Below are 25325 nucleotides of genomic sequence, written 5' to 3'. Positions count from 1 at the left end.
GTACGTCAATCCGGTACTCGAATCCTCACGTAGGTCTACTACGCTACGGTTCTGCGTTCCGTGTTTCCTTCAAATTCCTCTCTATAAGTTTAATTTTGCAAGGAGTCTATTTTATCGTTACCACCCTTATCGGTATTACGAATTTTTTCAGCCATAGCTTCAATTTTAGCATTATCATAATTCCCTTTAGCCTTTTCTTCAATAACTTTTTTAGTACTATAATAATCTTCTATTAAGATAATTACTCCTATTGTAATAAAGCAATCAGCTAAATTAAATACGGGGAAGCTATAATTCTGATAATGAAAATGGATGAAGTCAAAAACTGCTCCTCTAAAAAATCTATCAATTAGATTACCAACAGCTCCGCCGATTACAAAGCTATAACCGGCAAAGCTTCCGATCGTTTTTGAACGTATCATCAAATAATATAAATAACAGACAATAATCGTGTTCGTTATTAAGAAAATAGCATTGCTATATTGATAATATTCACGCATTAGACCAAAGCTAATACCGTAATTCCAAGTATAAACCATATTTAAGAAAGAAGTAACCTTAAGCATTAAGCCCGGCTTCCATCTCAAATTCTCAATAAACCACCATTTACTTAACTGATCAATAATCACTAAGGTTATTATTATACGACTACTACGAGCAAATGTGAGATATAGTTTTTTTAGTAGTGGGAGCATAATTGTAAATGTCATTGCCGCGAAAGCGGGAATCCAGAAAAAAACAACCTTAATATTAATACAAAATTATATATTTGATAAAATAAACCTATACAAAACAAGTTTTTTATAGATTTTACTAAATTCCCGCTTTCGCGGCAATGACATAAGAGTCGTACAACAACCAAGTTGATTACGATATGACAAGGATTCACTCTACAATGAAACTGTGGCTGCTTTATCAGCTTGCAATTCCTTATCAAGCTTAACATTTAAAGTTTTTATTTCTTTTTTAAATTGTTTAAATTTCTCTAAATTTTTTCCGTTTAATTCTATACCCGGTGTTGTTTTAACTGACATAGGATTAACATGTTTGCCATCAATTTTAACTTCATAATGTAAATGTGGAGCTGTAGCTCTGCCGGTACTTCCGACATATGCGATGATTTGTCCTTGTTTTACGATACTTCCCACTTTTAAATTTTTTGCAAAATTTGAAGCATGCGCATAAGCAGTAGATAGCGTACCGCTATGTTTTACCTGAATAAATTTTCCATAACCCGACTTCCAACCTATTTCTGTTATAACTCCGTTTCCTGCGGCATATATAGGCGTACCGGTTGGAGCTGCAAAGTCAACCCCCTTATGCATTTTAGTATAACCGAGTATCGGATGCTTTCTATTACCGTAATGTGAAGAAACTTTTATAACTTTTAGCGGAGTTTTAAGTAAGCTTCTTTTTACGCTTTTACCGTCTTCGGAAAAAAATGCATGATTATTTGCGTCATTGTCATGAGAATAACGATATATATTATATTCTTTCCCTGAAAGATTTAATGAAACATATAGAATTTTACCGTGGTGGGAAAATTTACCGTCTTCTGTTACGTATTTTTCCGTTATTACGGTTGCAGTATCACCGCTTTTTATTTGACGCTGAAAATCGATTTGATAAGCATAAGCATTAATCAGCTCTATTATACTGTTATTCGATAAGCCCAGTTTTTTAAGAGCTGAAATAAAATTTGCTTCAATACTTACCGACGACTTAGCAACTTTTTTATTTAAAGGTACTACAATTTCTTCAACTTTAAAATTATCACCTTCTCTAATTACTTCAATAGTTTTTAGCTTATCGATAATTATAACGATTTTATTTAAGAATGCTACCTCTGAGGTTAAATCTTCATCCTCGTTTTCGGTAATTTTTGTTTCATATTCAAAAGTAATTTGCTGCCCTATTTTAAGAGCAGAAGATAATCTTCCCTCTTTTATTAAACTTACAATTTTGTCTATTTCATTTTTAGGGATATGTTGTTCTATCAAAATTGACTTTATAGTATCGCCTTTTTTTACTACTACTTCTTTAAATGAAATTGTTTCTTCTTCACTACTATCAGGTTGTACTAAAGTTATGGATAAAGTGTCGTTAACATAATTATTAACGGCAAAAGAGACAAAAACAACTAATCCTATAAATAATAATAAGGAGGCAGAGGTGAGGATTTTCCTGAGACGTGCACTAATAAAAGATGATGGTAATATGCCATTAAAATCATAAGATAGTGCGGTATCATTCATTAAAATTGCTCTGAAGATTATTTGAATCAATTTTTCATTACTAATAATAATATGAACCATATACAAACAAATTACAATAGAAAATTGTAAAATTTTGTTTTATTTCTGTCTTATTAGTTTTTTATTGATTAAAATTTAATTTTTTATATAAGTTCATTTTCATTAACTTATATAGATAAATATTATGCCTAGACTTGTCCTATTTTTATTAATTTTTATAAATCTTATGTCCTGCTCATCTAGCCATAATACTGTCAAATTACCCAAAATAGAATATTATGAGAATATTTCTTTAAATAAAAACTGTCCTATAAATAGTGAAATAGTTCTAGTAGGCGGTTGTTTTGATTTATTACATTACGGTCATATAGAATTTCTACGCAAAGCTAAAAAACACGGTAAATACTTAATCGTTGCTTTAGAGCCGGATGAAACAATTATTAAATATAAAAAACGTCAACCTATCCATAATCAATTACAACGAGCAAAAATTTTAAGTTCTTTCACATTTGTTGATAAAGTACTTATATTACCTAAACTAAAAGATTTTAATGATTACGCTCGGTTAGTGCAAAATATTTGTCCTTCTGTAATCGCCGTAACAAAGCACGATCCTCAGTTAATAAATAAATCAATTCAAGCAAAATTAATAAATGCGAAAGTAATAGAAGTTATTGACTTACTGCAACATCCTAATATAGGTACACTTTCTAGCTCAAATATTATTAAAAATATGTAGTTTTTACAAAAATTTATCGATTTTTACTTTAATAAAAGTGTATACCCATTTATATTAAATATAAATAACTTTATATGTGCTATGGAAAATATTATTAGACATCTTTCCAAACCAGCTTATAGAGAGGAATTTAAAGGAGACACTTCCCCTCGAACCGCAGCGTACAAAAGCGTACGTGAGGATTCGAGTACCGGATCGACGTATAAATTACCTCCAAAAGCGAAATTTGGAAAGATGTCTATTGCTTTAATTTGTTTTTTGATTATTAGTAGTAATTGCTTTGCTTCTGAGCCGTTACCTTGGCAAGTAACGTTCCAGCCGCCAGCAAGTCCGATTATGGAGGAATTACATCATTTTCATAATTTTCTGCTTTATATCTCAACAGCTATTGTTTTATTTGTTGCCGGATTACTTGGCTTTGTATGCATCAGATTTAATGCAAAAAATAATCCCGTACCGGCAAAGTTTTCACATAATGTTTTAATAGAAATAATTTGGACTGTAATACCTATAATAATTTTAGTTATTATTGCAGTGCCGTCTTTTAAAATATTGCGTCATGCCGAAAAAATACCCGAAACGGATTTAACTATTAAAGTAGTAGGTTATCAATGGTATTGGCATTATATATATCCTGATCATGATAATTTAGAATTTGATAGCGTAATGATCTCTGATGAGAATTTAAAACCTAACCAAAAAAGATTATTAGATGTTGATAATCGAATTGTTATCCCTGAAAATGCTACCGTAAGGTTTCTCATTACCGCAGGTGACGTAATACATAGTTTTGCCGTTCCATCACTTGGGTTTAAAATAGACGCAGTCCCAGGCAGAATAAACGAAACCTGGACAAGAGTGGCTAAAAAAGGCGTATATTACGGACAATGCTCCGAACTATGCGGCATCCATCACGGCTTCATGCCGATTGCTATAGAAGTAGTAAGTAAAGAGGATTTTGACAATTGGATTGCAAGCAAGAATAAGACGGCTATGAATGACAAGAAGCCAAAATTGGCAGCTAACTAATTATATTTAGAAGTTCTATGGACAAATTATAATACAAAAATATCTGAACTAGATAAATTACTAAACAATATAACCGATTCTAATCGACATCAAGAAATTATTAAGTAGTGATGATTCAGAAGGTAAAGAAGCATTATAAAGAAAGTATTTTATAAACTAAAACTATTACTTTAAATTTTTTAATATATGACTAACCACAATAACCCTTATCCCCATCTTTTTCCTAAACAAGCGAAAGAAACGATATTTTTAAAACATTTTATCCATAATCCAAATATAATAGTCGGAGATTACACTTAACGCTAATCACCCTGAGAAATTTGAATATGAAAATATTAGAGGAGCTTATTTTGTTAAATTGATTATAGGAAAATTTTGTGCTATTGCTATGTCGGTGCTTGCTCAGTAGTAGCTAAAGATGTACCCCCGTATAGTATTGTTGCCGGTAATCCTGCAAAGATAGTACGCTATAGATTTCCTGATGAGATAGTTGAGCAATTACTTGAAATTAAATGGTGGGATTGGGATTAGGATAAAATCACTCGGAATACTCCGGCAATTGTTGGCGCAAATATCGAAAAATTAAAACAGGCAGAATAATAATTATGGATATAACTACTACCGAAATTTATCACGATGACCACCACACCCCACACGGTTGGAGGCGATGGCTTTTTTCTACCAATCACAAAGATATCGGCATTATGTATATCATATTTGCCGTTTTTGCTGGAATTATCGGAGGTGTGTTCTCACTGCTTTTTAGGTTAGAGCTTGCAATGCCCGGCGGCACTTTCTTAAATCATGATTTCCAGCTATATAACGTGCTTATCACAGCACATGCGGTTATTATGGTATTCTTTATGATTATGCCGGCTTTGTTCGGTGGCTTTGGTAACTATTTCGTACCTCTGTTAATAGGGGCTCCCGATATGGCATTTCCACGCCTTAACAATATCAGTTTTTGGCTACTAGTTCCTGCTTTTCTTTTACTTATGGGATCAGCTTTTGTTGACGGTGGGCCGGGAACGGGCTGGACGCTCTACCCTCCTTTAAGTAATTTAAGTGGTCACCCCGGTGCAGCCGTTGATATGGCTATTTTCAGTTTACATTTAACCGGTCTATCGTCAATCCTTGGATCAATTAACTTAATCGTTACTATCTTTAATATGAGAGCTCCGGGAATGGGGCTTTTCAAGATGCCGTTATTCGTTTGGTCTATTTTAGTTACCGCATTTCTAATAATTCTTGCTATGCCAGTACTTGGTGGAGCTATTACTATGCTACTTACAGATCGTAATTTTGGAACTACTTTCTTTAAGCCTGACGGCGGCGGTGATCCTGTATTATTTCAGCATCTATTTTGGTTTTTTGGTCATCCTGAAGTATATATCGTAATACTTCCAGGCTTTGGTATAGTAAGTCAAGTTATTTCAACTTTTTCACGCAAACCTATATTCGGCTATCAAGGTATGGTCGGGGCTATGGTGATAATAGGCTTTGTTGGATTTATCGTATGGGCTCACCATATGTTTACTGTTGGGCTTTCTTATAATGCACTTATATATTTCACTGCCGGAACGATGATTATAGCAGTTCCGACGGGTATTAAAATATTTAGCTGGATAGCGACTATGTGGGGTGGTTCGATTACATTCCCAACTCCTATGCTATTTTCGATAGGATTTATTATATTATTCACGATCGGCGGCGTAACCGGCATAATCCTATCAAATTCAGCACTTGATAGAGTTCTGCACGATACATATTATGTTGTTGCACATTTCCATTATACGATGTCGCTCGGTGCTTTATTTACGGCATTTGCAGGCTTTTATTATTGGTTTGGCAAAATATCCGGTAAACAATATCCGGACATTTTAGGCAAAATTCATTTTTGGATTACCTTTATAGGCGTTAATTTAACTTTCTTCCCGCAGCATTTCTTAGGTCTTGCGGGCATGCCAAGAAGAATACCGGACTACCCTGAAGCTTTCGCCGGCTGGAATATGGTTTCGTCGATAGGAGCCGGTATTTCTATGTTTGCTGCCCTTTATTTTGTATTTATCGTTTTCTATACGCTAAAATACGGCAAAGATTGTCCAAACAATCCTTGGGGAGAAGGAGCAGACACATTAGAGTGGACACTTACCTCACCACCGCCGTTCCATACTTTTGAAACACCACCGCATATTGAGGGGTAATAGTGGCTTTGCTGCGTGGATGCCAAGTCATCATTGCGAGGAGTTGCGTTAGCAACGACGCAGCAATCTCATAAGATAATATAAAAAAACTCCTGAGATTGCCACGTCAACATAAATACTGGCTCGCAATGACGGGACCTTTATGCACTGTCCGGTACTATGAAGAATGACATAGCTGACAGAAAAATAATAAAACGATAATAAAATGTATAAAAAACCGATAATAGGTGTTACACCTGATTTAGCTCAAAATTGTGAAAAATATACTTACGCTGCTTTTCCATGGTACGCCTTGCGAAGAAACTATACCGATGCGATTATTGCAGCCGGCGGTGTACCGCTATTATTACCTTATCAAAGTGATACAATAAATCAGCTTATGGAACTTGTTGATGGTGTTGTAATGCCAGGCGGTGATGAGGACATACATCCTAAATTTTATGAGCCGGAATACGCCGAAGATGTAGTAGTTTCCAATGAAGAACGTGATAATTTTGAGATATTAGTTTTAAAGAAAGCATTAGAGAGAGATATTCCGGTTTTAGGAATATGCCGAGGTATGCAGTTATTAAACGTTATTTTTAAGGGTACGCTCATTAAACATATTCCTGATTATATTGAAACTGTAATTAATCATACACAACCTTCGCCTAAAAACATCGTTTCGCATGCAATTAATATAGAAGCAAATACTAAACTTGCTAAAATAGCTAATAATCAGCTACAAACTATGGTTAATTCGACTCATCACCAGGCTGCTAAACAACTTGGTAATGATCTTATCGTATCTGCAAAAGCAGAAGACGGTATAATTGAAGCCATCGAATCAACAAAACATAAATTTGTTATCGGCGTTCAATGGCATCCTGAATATCTTAACGATAATGGAGTAGATTTAGAATTATTTAAAGAATTCGTAAAAGTTAGTAAGTAAATATTAGTTTTTAACATCATTAGATGAACATATTACAAACGCTTTATTATATATCCAAGCGGCAACATACGGAATTTTTAGAGCGTTCATATACGAAAGTAGAACCTCTACCATTGTCTTCTAGTTGATACTGACCATAAATTACAGGTCCACATTGTTCTTGCCAAGCAATTGAATATTTTACCCGATTATCTTGCACATCCCATTGTTGTAAACAGCCGCTAATAATACAATTAATTTCAGTCACAAATAGTTTAACCAATTTTTGTATTACCAAATCTTCTTGTTGTTCTACTTGTATATTATCACAATAAGCTATATGTGAGTTTAAATTATTAGCATAAACTCATGTTATAGAGACTATAATAGTAAATAATATAATAAAAATTTTCATATGATACCTTATTTATTAAATTTAAATTAATATATTTTAAGATACTTAATAAGAAACTAATAATCAAATATTATTTATTGTACTATATTATCATTTTAAACAAGATTTCGAACCTTTGATCTGCTATATTAGCGTCAAAAACATTATTTATGACTGCTGATTATTCTTTTTTGAAAAGTTTTGCTGAGTATATCATTGATAAATTAGGTAAAGGTACAGAAGTTCAAATAATATTGCCTAATAATTTCTCGTGCCTAGAATTAAAGAAGATTTTAACCGATAAATATAAAATTAAATTACCTATCATTATTCCTTTTAATTCTCTTATTTCAAAAAAAACCGATTCGGATTATATATCTAAAATAGAAGAATTACTTATTTTATCATCCATTATCACCGAATATAAAGAATTACCTTTTAATAAAAATGAATCATTAAAAACTGCAGAACTTTTAAGAAAATTGTTTAATGATCTTATAATCAATAATATCGATATAAAATTAATTGAAGTCTATAACAATTCTAACTATTGGCAAAAGATTTATAAACTTCTAGAATATTGCTTTTTAAGATGGCAAGAAGAAATATCGTGTACTCAAAAACAAACTAAAGCAGTTTATAAATTCAAGCTATTACAAGAAGAAATAATAAAAATAAAAAAGGGACATAAGCAGGTAATACTCGCCGGAATATTCAAGCCTAATGTTTTTTTTAAAAGATTTGAAGAAGAATTAAAGGATTACATAATTCACTATAATCCTGCCTCCAAGCAGATTAGCGATGGTATATCTTATTATGAACCTAATGACATTTATGAAGAAACTAAACAAATAGCTTATATATGTAGCCGTAATAAAGACAGACGGATTGCAATCGTTACAAATAATAATAAGCTTAAAAGAGTATATTGTAATTTTTTAGACAAATATGAAGATCTACTAGGTAATGACTTAAGGCTTACTAATATAGGTGAATTACTAACTTCCATTATTAAAATATTATGTAATAATTTTGATTTAAAACTTCTATTTTTATTACTTAAAAATCCTTTAATTAACTGCCCTACTGTGCAGCAGTTAGAGTTAATGCTATCTAATAAAAACCGTTTTATATCCTCACCGAAATATTTATTGCAATTACAATTTGATAATGAGGATATAAGAGAGTATTGCCGTAACTTAATAGATATTTTATTTACCGATACCCCACATAATATACAAGCTATTCTAACCTTAACTAAAGAAATAACTGAAAAACTTTTGCCTACTATTTGGGAAAAAGAAGGAGGAGCAGAACTACTTGAGTTTTTAACAAATTTAACCGCATATAGTAAATATATAAATTCAACGGATAAAAAGGATTTTCCTAAAATTTTTTCTTTTTTACTTTCTAATATCAAACATTACAAAAATACCAACACTACTAGTATTATTATAGGACGGCCTGAAGATTTAGCATTATGTGAATTTGACTTAATTATATTACCGCATTTTAATAATGAAAACTGGACACTTAGTGCTAAAGCTCACCCATGGCTTAGCAAGAAAGCCTTGCAGATACTAAATATAGATTACGATGAAATCGCCCCTACTCTATATTCAGATTACTTCAATTTATTTCTACAAAATAAACAAATAGTTATACTGAATGCTAAAAAATATGATGGGAAGTTGTCAGTGCCGAGTAATTTATTTTTGAAGCTAGAAAAAGGTTCTGTGTTACCCCGTGACTTGATCACGGGGTCTAGTAATTATATGGATACCGTGGTCAAGCCACGGTATGATAAGAGTATTGAGATCCACAGCCCCTCTTTCCCAACCACCTTATCAGTAACCGAAATAGAAACATTAATAAGAAACCCATACGGTTTTTATGCTAAGAAAATTCTTGGACTACGTAAAAAAGATCATATATGGGAAGAGCCTAAAATATCGGATTTCGGTAATTTGATTCATAAAGTTTTAGAGGAATATTCTAAAAATTACGACAAACAATATATTAATTTAAATTTGCTTGATAAACAAAATGCTTTAATAAATATCGGTAATCATATTTTATATAGCACTATTTTACCAAGCTACACAAAAAAAACTTGGCAAATAAAACTCACGGCTTTCAGCAAAGCTTTTATTTTATTTGATATAGAACGCCGAAAAAACTGCAAAGAAATCTATTTTGAAACTAAAGGGGAGTTACGGCTAAATATTGTAGGTCAAGATATAAAAATAATCGGTATAGCTGACCGAATTGAAATAAGTAAATCAAACAATATAACTATACTAGATTATAAGACCGGTACTATTCCGACTAAGAAAGAAATAGAACTTGGACTCTCTCCGCAACTTATCATAGAAAGTTTGATGTTACTAGAAAACGGATTTACGAAATGTAATTCTCTGTCCCTTTTATGTCATCCCCAACCCCTTTTGTGTTATTCCCGCGAAAGCGGGAATCCAGTTATGAATAACAATATTACTATCGCCTACATAAAAATAACTAGTACCGAACCTTATGTGCAAACAACGGAAATAGCTTTAAGCATCGAAACTTTAAATAGACATAAAGCAGGATTAGTAAAATTACTTGAACATTATATTACAAATAAATTCTTTTCTTATGATTTGAACTTATCAAAGTATAATGATTATTTGCATTTGAGTCGATAGGCTAATTATGTCATTCCTGCGAAGGTGCATGGGTGTCAACTTAAGACTCGATGTCATTCCCGCGTAGGCGGGAATCTAGGGTAAAGCGAGATAAATCGAGCTTTAAAAAAAGTTTTAAAGTACTGAATTCCCGCCTACGCGGGAATGACATAAACAAACCATGCAACAAGGCTTTCAGTCGCTCGCAATGATGGCTTAGCAACTGCTCGCAATAGTGCTTTACAACCCCATCACTAACTTAAATTCTTTACTTTTAATAATCTTACTATTCGTATTATAAATAATCGGATCATTAATTTTTTCATGACCGAATCTATTTGTTTTAAATACCGGTATATCTAAACTATCTGCAAAATTACGAAGCACTAACATTATGGCATCAAGATCTTTACCAAATGAACCAAATATTATAGCCTTAACATCCTCAAGTAACCCTGCTTGCTTTAAGTGTAAAAGCTCACGATCTAATCTAAAAGGAGCTACATTCACATCTTCTAAAAAAAGAATTTTGCCCTTAGTCTTTATTTGCCAACTCGTTCCTATACTAGTCTGCACCATAGTTAAGTTACCGCCTGTTAGTTTGCCGTTAACAAGATCACTTGATTTTGCTATATCGTTAAGAGGCACTAAATTATCTATAGTAACCTGCTTTACTTTACCTTTTAATATTTCAGCAATCTTGGTAAAATTACCTTGATCTTGTTCCGGCTTTAAGAGATCGGCTATATTACTGCCGTGAATAGTTTTCCAGCCCCATTCTTGTGATAGAAAAAGATGTAACGCCGTTATATCGCTATACCCTATAAATAATTTCTCTTTATTTGGTTTTGATAGCTTTAGTAAATCGGGAATTATTCTCGCAGAGCCGTAACCACCTCGTAAACTCCATACTATATTATCAGACTCATCAAATAATGCATCCCGCAGGCAATTAAATCTTACTTCATCGCTACTTGCAAGAAAGGGTAGCTTACCTTTAGCACAACACTTAGAAGGAATTTGTAAATTTAGTCCATTAATATTTTTTAAATCCGACAAGGTTTTATTATCCGCTCCTGTTGCCGGAGCAACAACAGTAATAGAGATATTTTTTAGACTATGACCAGCAGAAAAAGTTGATATTGAAAAAAATAATATTATTAGTAAAGATATCTTTTTAAGAATCATGAATATAATTGATAGGTATTGTTATATGAACAGGTAAACCTACTATGTCATAGCGTGGCTTGACCACGGCATCCAGTCTTTATTTTATTTTTTCTAGATACCGTGGACAAGCCACGCTATGACAGAGGCAAGCACTGGATTCCCATTTTAGCTAGGAATGACATAAAAGGGAACAGAAATGACATAGAAAATGAGAATAACCTTAAGAAACTATTCTAAATAAAAAGCAGCAGCATCACCGGTAAGCTCTACTGCTTTAGCCTTGATTTGGTCAATAGTAAGGCCACTATATTCTACAAACCAACCTAAATAAAGTAGCGTCCTGACCAAAAAAATTAATGTTCTTAACAACAGTTGCTTTATCTATATTACCTTTCCTCATATCATATACAAGCTTTAATGCTTCTTTTTGCGCTGGTAGTTCATGAGTATTAGATAGATAGTGCTAAAGTCTTTACTTTTTCTCCAAGTTTATTCGCCGAAGCCTCTGATATTTCATCATCTTCAGATTTATCAGTTGAATTTTCGCTTATTCTAAGATTTTCTATTTTAGGTTCAACAAGCTTTGTCCATAGCTGGTCAGTTGAACTACAATCACAATCGGCTAGATATTTTCTACCTTCTTCTCCAGTTTTTACAGCATTATCAAGAAACTCTTTAAACTATCCACGTATTGTTAAATTTGTTATAAGCAGCTTTTATGAATAGTTCTAAATTATTAGAACCTAAATCTAAAAATTTTTGTTTAAGGTCCATAGGGATATGACTTTTTGTATCTAGCCATGTTTGCATTCCTGATAATATTTCTGACATTACCTTATTAGTGTCTTGTGTCGGTACAGTAATATTATTACTCTTAATAGTAGCCTCAAGTGCATTTTTAGTACTAGCATCCAAGTTAGATACTAAGTTTTCATACTGGGCTGGGTTACTTTTAGCTTCTTTTAAAGTGCTTACTATTTTCTTAAATCTTGGTACTATTTCTGAATGACTACCCGTAGTGCTTGTCATCCAATCCCATTTAAAATATTCAAACCCGCCGGTAGCATGATTTGGAACTTCAACATGTGCAGATTTATGGTCATATCTAATGCCGATTACATCAAGATCGTTTTTATATTTCTTTACTTGAATATCGGTATCATTACGCTGTTTTTTTAAAGTGTTGCTCTAATTTTTTCATACTCTCCTCCTTAATTCATATTTTTAATTAGTGTCCATATTATACTTATATATTACTATATGTCACAATAAAACACTAATAGAAATTAACTTTTTGCTATATCACAAGCATGTAAGTCACGCTTAAAGTACAAACTACTATTCTTATTTAAGATTACCCGATAAATCTGCACATTTTCAAGTACTCTTTGAACGTAATCTCTTGTTTCTCGATAAGGTATAAGTTCTATCCAGTCAATAACTTTTCTTGTATCTTTTATATCCCTTGGATCACCAAACCTATCTATCCATTTTACTACATTATGACTTCCGGCATTGTAAGAAGCAATGGATAGAATATAAGAACCTTTATGATCATCTAATAATTTTTTGAAATGATGCGAACCAAGTTTAATATTATATACCGGATTTCTAGTTAAGTCTGCTACATTACATTTAACATTTATGGATCTTGCGGTATCACAAGCAGTACCTTTAATAAGTTGCATGAGACCCATAGCATTTGCATAACTTACTGCTTTATGATCAAAAACCGATTCTTGTCTAATTATTCCATAAGTTAAATGAGGTGGGATAGGCAAACCTACTAGATTATAAGGCGTTGGAAAAGCATAATCCGGAATAAAAGCATTATTTTGGGCGGCAATTTTTGCCACCTCAACCATATGATTGGTATTATTATTTGCTTTAATAATATTCGCAATTATTTGAATTTCTGCAGAATTTTTAGTGTTTTTCATTGCTGCTTTGGAATATATCAGGGCTAAGTAGTTTTTATTATATTTAACCAATAACCTTATTGCTTTAATAATCTCTTTATTTTCTATAATTTTCCTTTCTTCAGAAGTTATTACGGGAATAGGAGGTAAAACTAACTTTGTCCTATTTAATTCAATATTTGCTACCTGCCCATAAAAGGTAAAAGAATATTTGGCTGCCTGCTCGTAAAATTTTCTAGCCGTTTGCTTATCGCCTTTTGCTGCATAAGTACGACCGAGCCAATAAAACCCACGTGCCAAACTAATCGGAGTCTTAACAACTTTAATAAACTTATTAAAATGTACTAATGCTTGATCAGGCTTTTTTAAAAAACTTAAAGAAAGCCAGCCCGCAAGCCACTCCTGCTCCCTTATAGTTTCAGGACAAGTAGCAAAAGGAAGCGTTGCCATTCTATAGCTATTAGCAAAATCTTTGTAATCGATGAATTTACGAGCATAATAGGACTGAATACGACACCATTTAGCAAAATGTTTACGGTTATTTTTAGCTTTCTTAAACAAAGTAATAATTTCCTTTGTCGGCTTTTGCATTTTTTTTAAATCTAAATAACGATATAATAAACCGGAAGTATAGTATTTTTCAGGAACACTTTTAAAAAGCTTTTCAGCATTTGGCGATTTACCTATAATCGCAATTTGGACTTTAAAAGAATTACGGTAACCTTGATCTACATATTTCAGGGATTGCTCAGCATATCTAATATCATTTTTCCATAAATGTTCTTCTATTCGCTCTAAATGATCACTCGCAGTTAAATATTTATGCCACTTATTGTAATATACATTTTCTTCTTCAGGAGTGAAATTGGCGTATACCCAAGCCTCTTTAATAATAGGTAGTAATATCTTCTGATCTTTGATTAAACTACTTGCAGCTGCCGCATAAAATTTATAACCTTTGCCGGTAAGAGGAGGATGTTTACTAAACCAATCAAAAATTACTTTTTTATTTGTATTATTATTTAGATATTCTTCCACTCTTTCTTCAAGCAGCTTATTTTGAGGCCAATCCGGGTTATTGCATAAAAACCTTATTACATGTTCAAAACTATTATCTGAATATTTATTATCTAAATATTTCTGAGAAAGTACAATTTTTGTTAAAATTTTATTATTTACTTCTAGAGCTAAATCTTCGGCTTGTGACCAATTTTTTTGATCGATATAGGTAAAAACTTGCTTAACATTATCTACAGAATCAGAATTAGCATTTACTTTCAAAGCTAATAACAAGAATATAGAAGTTAATAATTTTATTGTGATTTTCATAATAAGTTTTATGATTTGTGTGGATACCTAATAGTCATTACGAGCTACTAAAAGCGTTGTTGCATGGCTCGTTTATGTCATTCCTGCGAACGCAGGAATCCAGTAAAACCTATAAAAAACTTATTTTTTATAGGTTTATTTTTACCTAATATGTAATTTTTGTATCAATATTAAGGTTATTTTTTCTGGATTCCCGCCTACGCGGGAATGACATAGAGACCAACTAAACACCCGTAGAACCAAAGCCACCGCTACCACGCATCGTTTCCATAAGACTACTACTTTCTTCCCATAATATACGTTCGTACTTTGCGATTATCATCTGTGCAATTCGCATGCCTTTTTCTATAATGAAATCTTCTTTACCGAGATTAATAAGAATGACCTTTATTTCACCTCGATAATCTGCATCAATAGTACCGGGTGAATTAGCAACCGTGATACCGTGTTTAACGGCAAGACCCGAACGGGGTCTTATTTGGGCTTCAAACGAATCCGGTAGTGCTATAGCGATACCTGTTGGAATTAGCTGTATTGCGCCTGCTTTTATTGTTATAGGTTGCTCGTTTGCGGCTATTAAATCCATCCCCGCACTATGCTCTGTAGCATATTCCGGCAGACTGCCAGAAAAATTTTCTAGTTTTTTAATTTTAACTTGTGTTATTGTCATATTATTTCATATCAAATTTATCGTTAATAATTTTATTTTCTACCGCATCAATTAAAGAATTAGCAAGATTATCGGTTAATATCTTACTTCCCATGCCAAGTTTCTTTTTAAGCCAAGACTGCTTAGCACACAGATATTGAAACTTAATATTATCACCGAATTTTTCTTTCATTACGCTATACATATCACCTATACCGTCAATTAAGCCGTAATCAAGCGCCGTTTGCCCTGCCCAAAATTCACCGTTAAATAAAATTTCGTCTTGCTGAGTTAACTTCCCTGCTCTTCTTGTTTTTACATATTCTATAAAATGTTCATAAACCTGCTTTTGCAAATTTTTGATAATTTTAAGATCATCTTTATTAATAGGTTTAAACGGATCCAATACTGATTTATTCTTACCTTCCGTATAAACTCTTCTCTCTATCCCAAGTTTATTAATTGCTTCATGAAAACCGAATCCGCTTGATACTACTCCAATACTACCGATAACCGAACTCGGCAAAGCATATATCCGGTCACCGCTGCAAGCAAGCCAATATCCGCCTGAAGCCGCCATATCTTCAATAAAACTATAAATTTTTATTTTATTTTCTTTAGCAAGGTCACGAATACGTTTTGCAATAAGTTCAGATTGTACCGGAGAACCGCCGGGAGAATTAATAATTAAACATAATGCTTTTAATTTCTTTATTTTAAAAGCTTTTTCTATTAGTTCATTTAATGATTCTAAAGTAAGTCCCGATTGCATAGTACTTACTTTACCGATAACACCGCTAAGGCGTAAAACGGCAATCACCTCTTTAGAATTACCAAAAACCGAAGCAAATAATTGATCTAATTTACTTATCTGCCGTTTGGTTATTATCTGATCAAATTCAGCATTCGCCATAGTTGATTTATTTACTTCATTCATTAATTTTACTCATTTTTAATTTAATATACTCGTTTAATTTGAAAAATTGGCTACGTCGTCTTATAAGATCTGCGGTACTCACCTATTAAGTATACGCTCCGCTCCTCGCCTTATAGACTCCTTGCTCTTTTCCAAATTACACTTCGTCTATTTACTTGGAGTTACTATAGCATCCTTTTTTATTGGCGGCAAAGGCTTAGCCGGTTTATTCAGAGATTGCTCGTTATAACTATTTTTAGGTTCAGGATAATTTCCGGGAATGGCAGATAAAATAGTATCTCGAACTTTTTCGTCATACCAATTTGTATTGCCGACAAAGCTAGTTACTATTTTGCCGTTTGGGTCTATTAATATACTAGTCGGTAAACTAACAACCCCTAAGGCTTTAAATAATTCATTTCTATAATCATGATAAATCGGCAAATATCTTATTTGATAGCTTTTAAAATATTCTTTCACAACTTTTATGTCTTGATAATCTTCTGAAATCGGAATTACTGAAAAAGGTAATTTCCTAAAATCTTTTTGCAACATATCAAGATCAGGCATTTCTTTGACACAAGGCGCACTCCAAGTAGCCCAAAACACTAACAATATAGTCTTTCCTTCAAACTGATCAAGAGAATATTGATTTTTTTCTTCATCAAAAAAAATTATATTATCAGGAACGCTTGAACCCCTTAAAAAGGCTAATTTATCCTTAGGCTTCTCATAGAGCTTAGCATGAATTTTAGGAATAAAAATTATTATAGATAATAAAAATACTATAATACATATAAGATATTTATTATAATTTCTTAAGGTCATATAATAATTTATAGTAATGAAGACATTTTATTTATTCGTATTAGCATTTACATTATGTAGTTGTGGTATAAAAAAGCCTTTAGAAGCACCGCAGAAAGAGGCAACACGTCATTGCGAGCAGAGTCGTAGACTGCGTGGCAATCTCGTCAAATATCCTGAGATTGCTTCGTCAAATTACTTCGTAATTTTCCTCGCAATGACGTACTGTATCAATACCTCTTAAGCGTCGTACCTTGCAAAACTAAGTCAAAACAATAAGACGGCATATTTTCTTGCGGTTCGATCAATATCGGATTTACTTCACCGCACTCATTATCACACATATTTTTATCAGATAAGTCTAAGCGTGTTTCGAGAGTAGTAAGACTAGGATGCTCTATTCTTATATTTGCACTTCTCAAATAACGAGAAAATTTATAAGGCAACATGCTAATAAAGTAATATTCTCCTTTATTATTAGTAGTAGCAATACCGGAACCGGTAAAGCTTGAATCGCTTTTACTTGTAAATCTTCTTTTATCAACTCTAGTTTTTAAAGGTTCGTAAGGATATTTACCTCCGCTTCCTGCTTGCCATAAATAAACTTTAGCATCCGCAACAGGCACGCAATTTTGATCTAATACTTTTCCTTTAATTAATATCCTTTCACCGTAAAATTTTGATAATCTTCCTGTTTTACGTAATAAATTATTAGTAGTTTCAAAAACTTTCGGTTCATAATCATTAAATATATTTCTAGTAATTTTACAACGATTAAGCTTATTAGAGTAAGTTTTAGAAGCAGCAAATATGTTTAATGTCCATAAACATAAAAAACAAAATATAAATTTTTTCACTTTTCACCACTATATTTATAAAATTCTGCATCTAAATTTAAATCAATTATTTTTATTAATCAAATTATTTTTATTCTCATTTGATTATTAAGTAATTGATTGTTATAGTAAACTTTGTTATACTAAAACATTAATATATATGCAAAAATTTTTATCTTTAATAATTGTAATTCTAATACTTTACAATATAGTAAAGTTAAAAATATCTCCCGACAACAATAATCCTACAACTGTAGAGCAAACGGCTTCAAATAATTCATCTACCGATGAAAACCACACTAGTATAAATAATGAACCCCCTATTTCATTAAACGGTAACTTATTTGAACGTACGGTTTCAAAAATAGTAATAAATGCTCTTAAAACCGAAGAAGGGAAAGCATTTTTTGAAAATATTTTACAACCGTTAAATGGACCTATCAATCCTAATGATTACACTATTGAAGTACGTAAGGATTTAGTAAAAACACTGTTCAAAATTAATACGCTCGGTAGCGGTAATGTTGGTCCCGCTTCTTGCGGACATGTAGTTACCGTATTGTATCAAATATCAGATATGAACAATACTTTAATATCTGAAGATACTAAGACTTTTACTTTAGGCTCTGCTCCTGTAATGCTTGGCTTAGATAATGTAATAATCGGTATGATGGTAGGAGAAGCACGAGAAGCTATTATTCCGGCAAAATATGCCGTTAATAATAGTAATAATATTATCTTCGATGATGCTTATAATTATAAAGTTAATGTAATTTTAAAATCCATATTACCGCAAAATTTTGTTAAAAGTAATGAAGTTAAAATTTATGACGATGAGATAGCTTATCGTGTTCCTTTATTATGTGGTGAAAAAGTAAGCTTTAATGCTAAAATTACTCGCTTATCAAATGGTAAAATACTATATGATTCAAAAGCAAAAGGACAACAAATAGATATGAAAATCGGCGATATTACATATCCTTTAATTTTTTCTTACGCCTTGCAGGGTAAAGTAACGGTTGGAACACGCAGTGTTATTGCTAAAGGCAAAACATTTAAAACTTTAGGTTCTAACATAAATAAAATTATTTCTCATGAATCGTTACCAATAAATGAATATCTTTTGCTTGAACTAGGAGACTTTAAACAAAATTAAATAAATATGAAACAAAATAAAATTCAAAGACAAAAAAATTATATTTTATTATCTATCCTTGTCATAATGATAATAATTGTATATCTTATAGCATTAATAAAAATTGCAGGATAGATTTTGTAATTATTAAAAATTTAACACTCAAATTAAACGAGTATATAAGCATCTTACTTTAAACTTCAATTACGCTAGGAGTATGGACATTATTAAAAAAAACAAAAATATTATTATATTAGTAGGTTTAATATTGTTAGCAGTAATTATTTATATCTCTACAAGTAAGAGTTCCGATAATAAAACAAACGATAATATATTAGAAGTAAAGATAGCTATACAAGATCATAAATTTATTCCGAATATAGTTGAAGTACCAAAATCGACTAAGATAAGGTTAATTGTTCATAATGAAGATGATACGGTAGAAGAGTTTGAAAGTCATGATTTACATCGTGAAAAAATAGTTATGCCAAATGAGTCCATACATATTATACTTGCACCTCTCAAGTCCGGAAAATATGAATTTTTTGGAGATTTTCATCAAGATACAGCTCAGGGTTTTATAATTGTTAATGATTAGATAAAAAATATGTTTAAAATTGCTTTAGTAGTGTTTCGTGAATGTTTAGAAATATCCTTATTACTTGGTGTAATACTCGTCGTAACAAAACAAATAGAAAAATCTCGTCTTTATATTATTGCTGGAGTAATGCTTGGAGTAGTATTTGCTTCAATTTTTGCATTTTTTACACGTAAATTATCTTTATCTTTTGGCGGAATAGGCGACGAGTTATTCGATTCCGGAATTATGATACTAATAACAATTCTGATTAGCTGGACAATAATATGGATGCAAGGTTACGGTATAAAAGTAAAGCAACATATAAACGACTTATCAGTAAAAATTCATGAAGGTAATGCCAGTTATTTCATGTTGGTTTTTTTAGTTGCCACTACTATCTTACGAGAAGGTGCAGAAATTATTATTTTAGTATATAGCATATCTTCAGTTGAAACAATATCAAGCAGTATTTACCTGCAAGGAGTGATAATAGGTGCTACAAGTGGCTTCTTACTTGGTTTAGTAATATATTTTGGTTTCATTAAGATTGCTAATCAAAAATATATTTTTAAAATCTCTACCGTATTATTAATGCTAATAGCAGGCGGATTTGCAGCAAGTGCTGCAGGTATTTTAACCTCTTCCGGTCTAGTTATGTTTTTATCCGATCAACTTTGGGATAGTTCATGGTTAATAGCAGATAGAAGTATGATAGGTAAAATCTTACATATTGTTACCGGTTATATTGCAAGACCTAACGGGCTACAAGTACTGGCTTATTTTACTACTATATTACTGATAAATATTGTCATACAAATAAAATTAAGACATTCCAAAAATAACTTAATATCAGTACAAAAAAATGAATCAAATTAATTTTATCAAAGAGAACAATTAAATATGTTAAAACTTTTATCAGAAATTGGTCCGATAATAGCATTTTTTGCAGGCTTTTTTTATGGAGGCGGTATACAACACGCTACTCTTTATATGCTTATTACCTCTGTTATTTGTATTACCCTTTGTTATGTTATAGATAAGAAAGTATCCAAGCTTTCTATTATTTCTACGACTGTTTTATTAGTTTCGGGAAGCATTACTTTAATTAGCGGCAATTCAATGTATATAAAAATCAAACCTACTATATTATATGTTATTTTTGGAATAATATTTCTCATGAGCGGTATAAGAAAAAATCCTTTTATCAAATATGCTTTAGAGAGTATAGTACGTCTTAAAGAAGAAAGCTGGATAACCTTAAGCTATAGAACAGCGGCTTTTTTCTTTTTTATGGCTGTAGTTAATGAAGTAGTTTGGCGTAATTTCTCAGATGAAACATGGGTAAAATTCAAAGTATTCGGTGTAATACCTATTACTGTTATATTTATTTTACTGCAATTACCTCTTTTATTAAAGAATAAATTACCGGATAGTAAGATATGATATATAATACCTTACTATTTTTACTTTATGTCATTACCGCGTAGGCTTTGTTGCATGGACCGGTCAAATCCACTGTGTCACCCCGTGGCTTAACCACGGGGTCCATACAAACAATTTAAAATACTAATATTATTAGTATTTTAAGCTGGATCCCACGATCAAGTCGCGGGATGACACAGAAAAGCACTGGATCCCTGCTTTCACAGAGATAACACTGATGGCTTTTTAAAAATCGTAGGGTACTATTGTTATGATATTACAAGTTCTAATTTTTATAGCTCTTTCTTTTAGTCTATCTGCTTGTTTACCTGCTATTTTTACCGCAGCAACCACTACTGGCATTGTTGTTTCAAAAGATCAACCAATGTCTGAAACATTAAATGATTCAAGGATTTCTGCCAGCATTAAAGCTGATTTAGTAAAAAATAATTTTAGAGATTTAGGTACTAAAATAAAAGTTGAAGTATCACAAGGAAGAGTATTATTAACAGGAAATATTCAAAAAGAATCTGATGCGTTAAAAGCCGTAGAAATTGCTTGGAATCAAAAAAGCGTAAAAGAAGTTATTAATGAGTTGAAAGTAAATAAAAACAGTAATCATTTTGACTTAGCCCAATATACTAAAGATAGTATGATAACCACGCAAATTAAAGCTAAAAATTTAGTCAGAAAAGACATTAAATTTGCTAATTATACTATTCTAACTATAGATAATATTGTTTATTTATTTGGAGTTGCAAGATCAGAAGAAGAGCTAGAAAAGCTTGCTTCTATTGCATCAAAAATAAAAGGCGTTGAAAAAGTTGTGTGTTACGCTAAAATAATGAATACCTTTAACACAAATAATGATAATAGTGAATAGTGAAGAATCATAAATTCAAATTAGACCTCTTGCAGAACGAAGCTAATAAAGAAAAATTTGAAGGAAACACGGCACGTAGCACCGCAGCGTACACTTTAGTATGTGAGGATACGAGTACCGGATTGACGTATACCGTAGATATTTCAAAAGTTGGAAATCAAATAAGTGGTGAGCCTGCACAGCGTATAAAAATACGTGAACACAGGCGAATCCCGAAATTTGACGTACCAAATCTTGAAGTATCTACGGTATACAAATTACCTTTAGGAGCAAGTTATGCCAAGGGTTTATTACTTTTGTTAATTTTTTGTTTTGGTCTAAGCGGTTGTAATACCTCAAAAAGATTACCTTATTCCCACAAATATTCTTACAAAGAATTATCAAAAGATGATCCTCATAATCTAACTTATAAAGGACATTATAAAGTCGGTAAAAATTATAAAATAAAAGGAAAGACTTACAAACCTCACAACCCTAAATCTTTTACCGAAACAGGTTATGCCTCATGGTACGGTGGACGTAAAGACGGTTTTCACGGTAAAAAAACAGCTAACGGCGATAGATTTAATAGAAATTTATTAACTGCTGCACATAAAACTCTTCCGCTCCCTTGCTTAGTTAAAGTTACCAACAAAGCCAATAATAAAGCAGTAATTTTAATGGTTAATGATAGAGGTCCTTTTAAGAAAAATCGTATAATAGATGTTTCTCAAAAAGCGGCTGAAATTTTAGCATTTAAAAATCAAGGTATAACTAAAGTAAAAATAGAATATTTACCTAATGAAACTGAGAAATTTCTAAAAAATATTAATCTAAAAAAACCACAAAGTAAAACTTTAGCTAAAAACTCTAAAAAATCTTCATCTACTAAAGGTACAAAAAACAATAAATGTAGCGTTAATTGTCATATAAAACTTGTAAATTTAAAGTATAAATTGGTAGTAAATCCTTAAAAGATGTGTGAATATTAAATCGTCAGTAGTCGTAGGTGTTGTTGCATGGCTCGATTTTTAACGTCATTGCGAGGAGCAACTTAAGTTTCGACGAAGCAATCTCAGGAGTTTTTGTATTACCTCATGAGATTGCCGCGACCACTTTGTGGTCTCGTAATGACTATACATATCAACTACGTATATTCTTTTTCTTTATTATTTTTGATTTAACTTTTGTAGTAGATTTATTATTAGAGGCAAGCTTGATTGAATATTTAGGGACTATAGGCTTAATATTAAAATGCTGATCTAGTAGCCCCATCATCTTTTGATCACGAGATGCGGCACTTTTGCAGCCTGTAACAACGGCAATCAATGATTTACCGTTCCTAGAAGCAGTAGTTACTAAATTATAACCTGCCGGTGTATGAAAACCTGTTTTCATCCCTTCTGCACCTTGATAATTTTTAGTAACCCTATTATGTCCGTTTACTACGTTTCCACGAAATACAAAGCTGGTTTTAGCAAATAACGGATAAAATTTAGGATAATCTCTCTTCAAAGCCATAGCAAGTTTAGCCATATCTCTTGCGGTAGTTTGCTGCAATGGGTCATGCCAACCTGAAGCATTTTTAAAATAGGTATTCTTCATACCGAGCTGTTTAGCTTTAATATTCATTAAATGAGCAAAAGCTTTCTCTGAACCTTTCATGCCCTCAGCAACCGTTACAGCAGCATCATTAGCAGATTTTATAATTAATCCATTAATTGCCTCTCGAACGGTTATAGTTTCCCCTGCTTTTAAACCCAGCTTACAAGGCGGCATTTTTGAAGCTTTTGCTGATACAAGTAATTTTTTATCTAAAGGTAACTTACCGGCTTCAATTGCTTCAAACATTAAGTATAGAGTCATTAGCTTAGTTAAAGAAGCGGGATAAACCCGAATTTGTGAATTATGGGCCTGCAACACTTTACCGCTTTTTGCATCAATGACTAAACTAGTTTGAACAGGAGGTTTAGGGGTATTTTTTACGGCTTTTGTTGCTTCGCTTATAGGAGCAAAGAAAAATGTTACGACAAAAATATAAGGTAATAAAAATTCCCTAAACATTTTAAATAAATAAAATATTATTCAAACTAAATCAAGTGTGATTTTTCATCATTGCGAGACAAAATTGAAAATTTTGACGAAGCAATCCAGTAAAAAATGCATAGCATTTTCTTATTATTTTCCTAGATTGTCACCCTTCCTACTACGGTCGCTTGCAATGACGATGAAAATAATACTTACTACACATTAACCTTTTTATTAAGATACATTAATATAAACAAAGCAGGCAAGGCTAAAATTATAGTAAAGATGAAAAAAACGTCCCAGCCCATCATATTTACGAGTTTTCCAGCATAAATAGTGACAGTATTGTTACATAAACTACTAGCACTACTAAGTAAAGCATATTGTGTTGCGGAATATTTTTTATTACATAAATTACCTATATATCCGACTAAAGCAGTAGCACCCATAGCGGCAGCAAAATTCTCTATAGTAATAGCAATTAATAAAGCTTCAAAAGAAGGAGGCTGATGATTAAGCCAAATAAATGCAAAATGCGTTAAGCTTTGGGCAATACCGGTAATAATCAAACCTTTAAAATTCCCCACCCTATACATTACAATACCACCGACAAAACCGCCGACTAAGGTTGCAATCAATCCATAAAGTTTAGCTATTATTGCTATTTCGCCTTTTGTATAACCAAGCTCTATATAAAAAGGTGAGGCAACCGCTCCAAGCATAGCATCGCCTAATTTAAAAAATATTACCGCAAGTAAAATAGTTGTGGCAAATTCTCTTTTGAAAAAATCCTTGAAAGGATTAATTACTGTAGAAATCCATGAAATAATAGAAATAATATTAATTTTTTCTCTTACTAATTCTTTTTCGTTTACGGTTATTATAAATATCGTTGCAACGACAAATATTATAGCTATAACACAGAAAGTTAGTTGCCAATTATTTCCAGTTATTTCTGCAAGGTACAAAGCACCTGCCCCTGTAATAAGCATACCGATTCGATAACCGAATACTGCGGTTGCACTAGCTATGCTTTGTGTTTCTTGATCAAACTTATTTATACGCAACGCATCAACGGCAATATCAAACGTGCTAGATAAAAAGCCTAATAATATAGTCAAAAAATATAAAGAAGTTAAAGAAACTTCAGGATTTTCCTTGCTCATAGCAATTAGTACTAAAGCCATTAAAGAGCTACATAATATAAGCCAACTTTTTCGATGTCCCCACCTACTTAAAAAAGGTATTTTAAAATTGTCGACTAGAGGCGACCAAAATACTTTTAACGAATATGATAACCTTGCAACCGCAAAAGTAGTAATAACGGCGATATCTATACCGGATTCTTTTAACCATACCGCAAGAGTAGAAAAAATTATAACCAGCGGCATACCGCTAACTATTCCTAAAATAAATATTTCAAATAATCGATAGTCTTTAAAAACCTTGGTAATGAGCATTGTGATATTTCA

The 25325-nt window shown here is 32.1% G+C and carries 22 protein-coding genes and 2 pseudogenes; 12 read left to right on the top strand and 12 right to left on the bottom strand.

What is annotated here, in order from left to right; genetic code table 11:
* Nucleotides 1-89: 89 nt before the first annotated feature.
* Both lspA and MCC_RS03460 read right to left on the bottom strand, forming a co-directional pair.
* Complete coding sequence (lspA, locus tag MCC_RS03465) at nt 90-695, bottom strand: signal peptidase II (RefSeq protein WP_014408555.1); 606 nt, start codon at nt 693-695, stop codon at nt 90-92.
* Nucleotides 696-890: 195 nt separating this feature from the next.
* The gene (locus MCC_RS03460; RefSeq protein WP_014408554.1) at nt 891-2255 is read right to left on the bottom strand and encodes a M23 family metallopeptidase; all 1365 of its coding nucleotides are present in this window, start codon (nt 2253-2255) and stop codon (nt 891-893) included.
* Between the two features lie 226 nt (nt 2256-2481).
* Between MCC_RS03460 and MCC_RS03455 the strand changes: the two genes are divergently transcribed.
* The 5 genes and pseudogenes from MCC_RS03455 to MCC_RS03440 all read left to right on the top strand — a co-directional run bounded on the left by MCC_RS03455 (nt 2482) and on the right by MCC_RS03440 (nt 7161).
* Nucleotides 2482-2994 (top strand): adenylyltransferase/cytidyltransferase family protein, encoded by a 513-nt coding sequence (locus MCC_RS03455; protein WP_331270637.1) that lies wholly within the window; start codon nt 2482-2484, stop codon nt 2992-2994.
* A gap of 81 nt (nt 2995-3075) precedes the next feature.
* Nucleotides 3076-4023, top strand: a complete 948-nt coding sequence (gene coxB / locus MCC_RS03450) for a cytochrome c oxidase subunit II (RefSeq protein WP_014408552.1) — start codon at nt 3076-3078, stop codon at nt 4021-4023.
* A 186-nt stretch (nt 4024-4209) separates the two neighbouring features.
* Nucleotides 4210-4623, top strand: a pseudogene (locus MCC_RS07870) (acyltransferase).
* Between the two features lie 5 nt (nt 4624-4628).
* The gene (gene ctaD / locus MCC_RS03445) at nt 4629-6227 is read left to right on the top strand and encodes a cytochrome c oxidase subunit I (protein ID WP_014408550.1); all 1599 of its coding nucleotides are present in this window, start codon (nt 4629-4631) and stop codon (nt 6225-6227) included.
* 205 nt (nt 6228-6432) lie between these two features.
* Nucleotides 6433-7161 carry a gamma-glutamyl-gamma-aminobutyrate hydrolase family protein gene (locus MCC_RS03440; protein WP_012152737.1) on the top strand — a complete coding sequence of 243 codons (729 nt, stop codon included), beginning with the start codon at nt 6433-6435 and terminating at the stop codon, nt 7159-7161.
* Nucleotides 7162-7207: 46 nt separating this feature from the next.
* Here MCC_RS03440 and MCC_RS03435 read toward each other — a convergent pair whose 3' ends face one another.
* Complete coding sequence (locus tag MCC_RS03435; protein ID WP_231288759.1) at nt 7208-7408, bottom strand: hypothetical protein; 201 nt, start codon at nt 7406-7408, stop codon at nt 7208-7210.
* A 296-nt stretch (nt 7409-7704) separates the two neighbouring features.
* Between MCC_RS03435 and MCC_RS03430 the strand changes: the two genes are divergently transcribed.
* Nucleotides 7705-10221 (top strand): PD-(D/E)XK nuclease family protein, encoded by a 2517-nt coding sequence (locus tag MCC_RS03430; RefSeq protein ID WP_014408548.1) that lies wholly within the window; start codon nt 7705-7707, stop codon nt 10219-10221.
* A gap of 219 nt (nt 10222-10440) precedes the next feature.
* Here MCC_RS03430 and MCC_RS03425 read toward each other — a convergent pair whose 3' ends face one another.
* The 7 genes and pseudogenes from MCC_RS03425 to MCC_RS03395 form a co-directional block, all read right to left on the bottom strand.
* Nucleotides 10441-11388: an LD-carboxypeptidase gene (locus MCC_RS03425; protein WP_014408547.1), complete on the bottom strand. Its 948-nt coding sequence runs from the start codon at nt 11386-11388 to the stop codon at nt 10441-10443.
* Between the two features lie 210 nt (nt 11389-11598).
* Nucleotides 11599-12571: pseudogene (locus tag MCC_RS03420) on the bottom strand (hypothetical protein).
* An 85-nt stretch (nt 12572-12656) separates the two neighbouring features.
* A complete protein-coding gene (locus tag MCC_RS03415) occupies nt 12657-14618 on the bottom strand; it encodes a lytic transglycosylase domain-containing protein (RefSeq protein WP_014408546.1) in 1962 nt (653 codons plus the stop codon).
* Between the two features lie 223 nt (nt 14619-14841).
* Nucleotides 14842-15288, bottom strand: coding sequence for a dUTP diphosphatase (dut, locus tag MCC_RS03410; RefSeq protein WP_012152731.1), 447 nt, complete (start codon nt 15286-15288; stop codon nt 14842-14844).
* A gap of 1 nt (nt 15289) precedes the next feature.
* Nucleotides 15290-16204 carry a S49 family peptidase gene (locus tag MCC_RS03405; protein ID WP_014408545.1) on the bottom strand — a complete coding sequence of 305 codons (915 nt, stop codon included), beginning with the start codon at nt 16202-16204 and terminating at the stop codon, nt 15290-15292.
* A 147-nt stretch (nt 16205-16351) separates the two neighbouring features.
* Entirely contained in the window at nt 16352-17011 is a 660-nt protein-coding gene (locus tag MCC_RS03400; protein WP_014408544.1) for a TlpA disulfide reductase family protein, read from the bottom strand.
* A 209-nt stretch (nt 17012-17220) separates the two neighbouring features.
* On the bottom strand, nt 17221-17847 hold the full coding sequence (locus MCC_RS03395) for a dioxygenase family protein (RefSeq protein ID WP_014408543.1): 627 nt from the start codon (nt 17845-17847) through the stop codon (nt 17221-17223).
* 139 nt (nt 17848-17986) lie between these two features.
* Between MCC_RS03395 and MCC_RS03390 the strand changes: the two genes are divergently transcribed.
* The 6 genes from MCC_RS03390 (at nt 17987) to MCC_RS03365 (ending at nt 22799) form a co-directional block, all read left to right on the top strand.
* Complete coding sequence (locus MCC_RS03390; RefSeq protein ID WP_014408542.1) at nt 17987-18982, top strand: FKBP-type peptidyl-prolyl cis-trans isomerase; 996 nt, start codon at nt 17987-17989, stop codon at nt 18980-18982.
* A gap of 196 nt (nt 18983-19178) precedes the next feature.
* Nucleotides 19179-19559 carry a cupredoxin domain-containing protein gene (locus MCC_RS03385; protein ID WP_014408541.1) on the top strand — a complete coding sequence of 127 codons (381 nt, stop codon included), beginning with the start codon at nt 19179-19181 and terminating at the stop codon, nt 19557-19559.
* 9 nt (nt 19560-19568) lie between these two features.
* Nucleotides 19569-20417, top strand: a complete 849-nt coding sequence (locus tag MCC_RS03380; protein WP_014365896.1) for an FTR1 family protein — start codon at nt 19569-19571, stop codon at nt 20415-20417.
* A 24-nt stretch (nt 20418-20441) separates the two neighbouring features.
* Nucleotides 20442-20984 carry a septation protein A gene (locus tag MCC_RS03375; RefSeq protein ID WP_014408540.1) on the top strand — a complete coding sequence of 181 codons (543 nt, stop codon included), beginning with the start codon at nt 20442-20444 and terminating at the stop codon, nt 20982-20984.
* A 250-nt stretch (nt 20985-21234) separates the two neighbouring features.
* Nucleotides 21235-21846 carry a BON domain-containing protein gene (locus MCC_RS03370; RefSeq protein WP_014408539.1) on the top strand — a complete coding sequence of 204 codons (612 nt, stop codon included), beginning with the start codon at nt 21235-21237 and terminating at the stop codon, nt 21844-21846.
* A complete protein-coding gene (locus tag MCC_RS03365; protein WP_041405407.1) occupies nt 21843-22799 on the top strand; it encodes a septal ring lytic transglycosylase RlpA family protein in 957 nt (318 codons plus the stop codon). Before MCC_RS03370 ends, MCC_RS03365 begins: the two co-directional genes overlap by 4 nt.
* Before the next feature lie 169 nt (nt 22800-22968).
* On the opposite strand, the gene MCC_RS03360 is transcribed toward MCC_RS03365, so the two are convergent.
* Both MCC_RS03360 and MCC_RS03355 read right to left on the bottom strand, forming a co-directional pair.
* On the bottom strand, nt 22969-23889 hold the full coding sequence (locus MCC_RS03360) for a D-alanyl-D-alanine carboxypeptidase family protein (protein WP_014408537.1): 921 nt from the start codon (nt 23887-23889) through the stop codon (nt 22969-22971).
* Between the two features lie 179 nt (nt 23890-24068).
* The gene (locus MCC_RS03355; protein WP_014408536.1) at nt 24069-25313 is read right to left on the bottom strand and encodes an AmpG family muropeptide MFS transporter; all 1245 of its coding nucleotides are present in this window, start codon (nt 25311-25313) and stop codon (nt 24069-24071) included.
* Nucleotides 25314-25325 lie beyond the last annotated feature (12 nt).

Source organism: Rickettsia rhipicephali str. 3-7-female6-CWPP (assembly GCF_000284075.1).
GTDB classification, from domain to species: Bacteria; Pseudomonadota; Alphaproteobacteria; order Rickettsiales; family Rickettsiaceae; genus Rickettsia; species Rickettsia rickettsii.
Note: the sequence above shows the minus strand (reverse complement) of the source record. Positions and strands in the feature narration are given on the sequence as shown.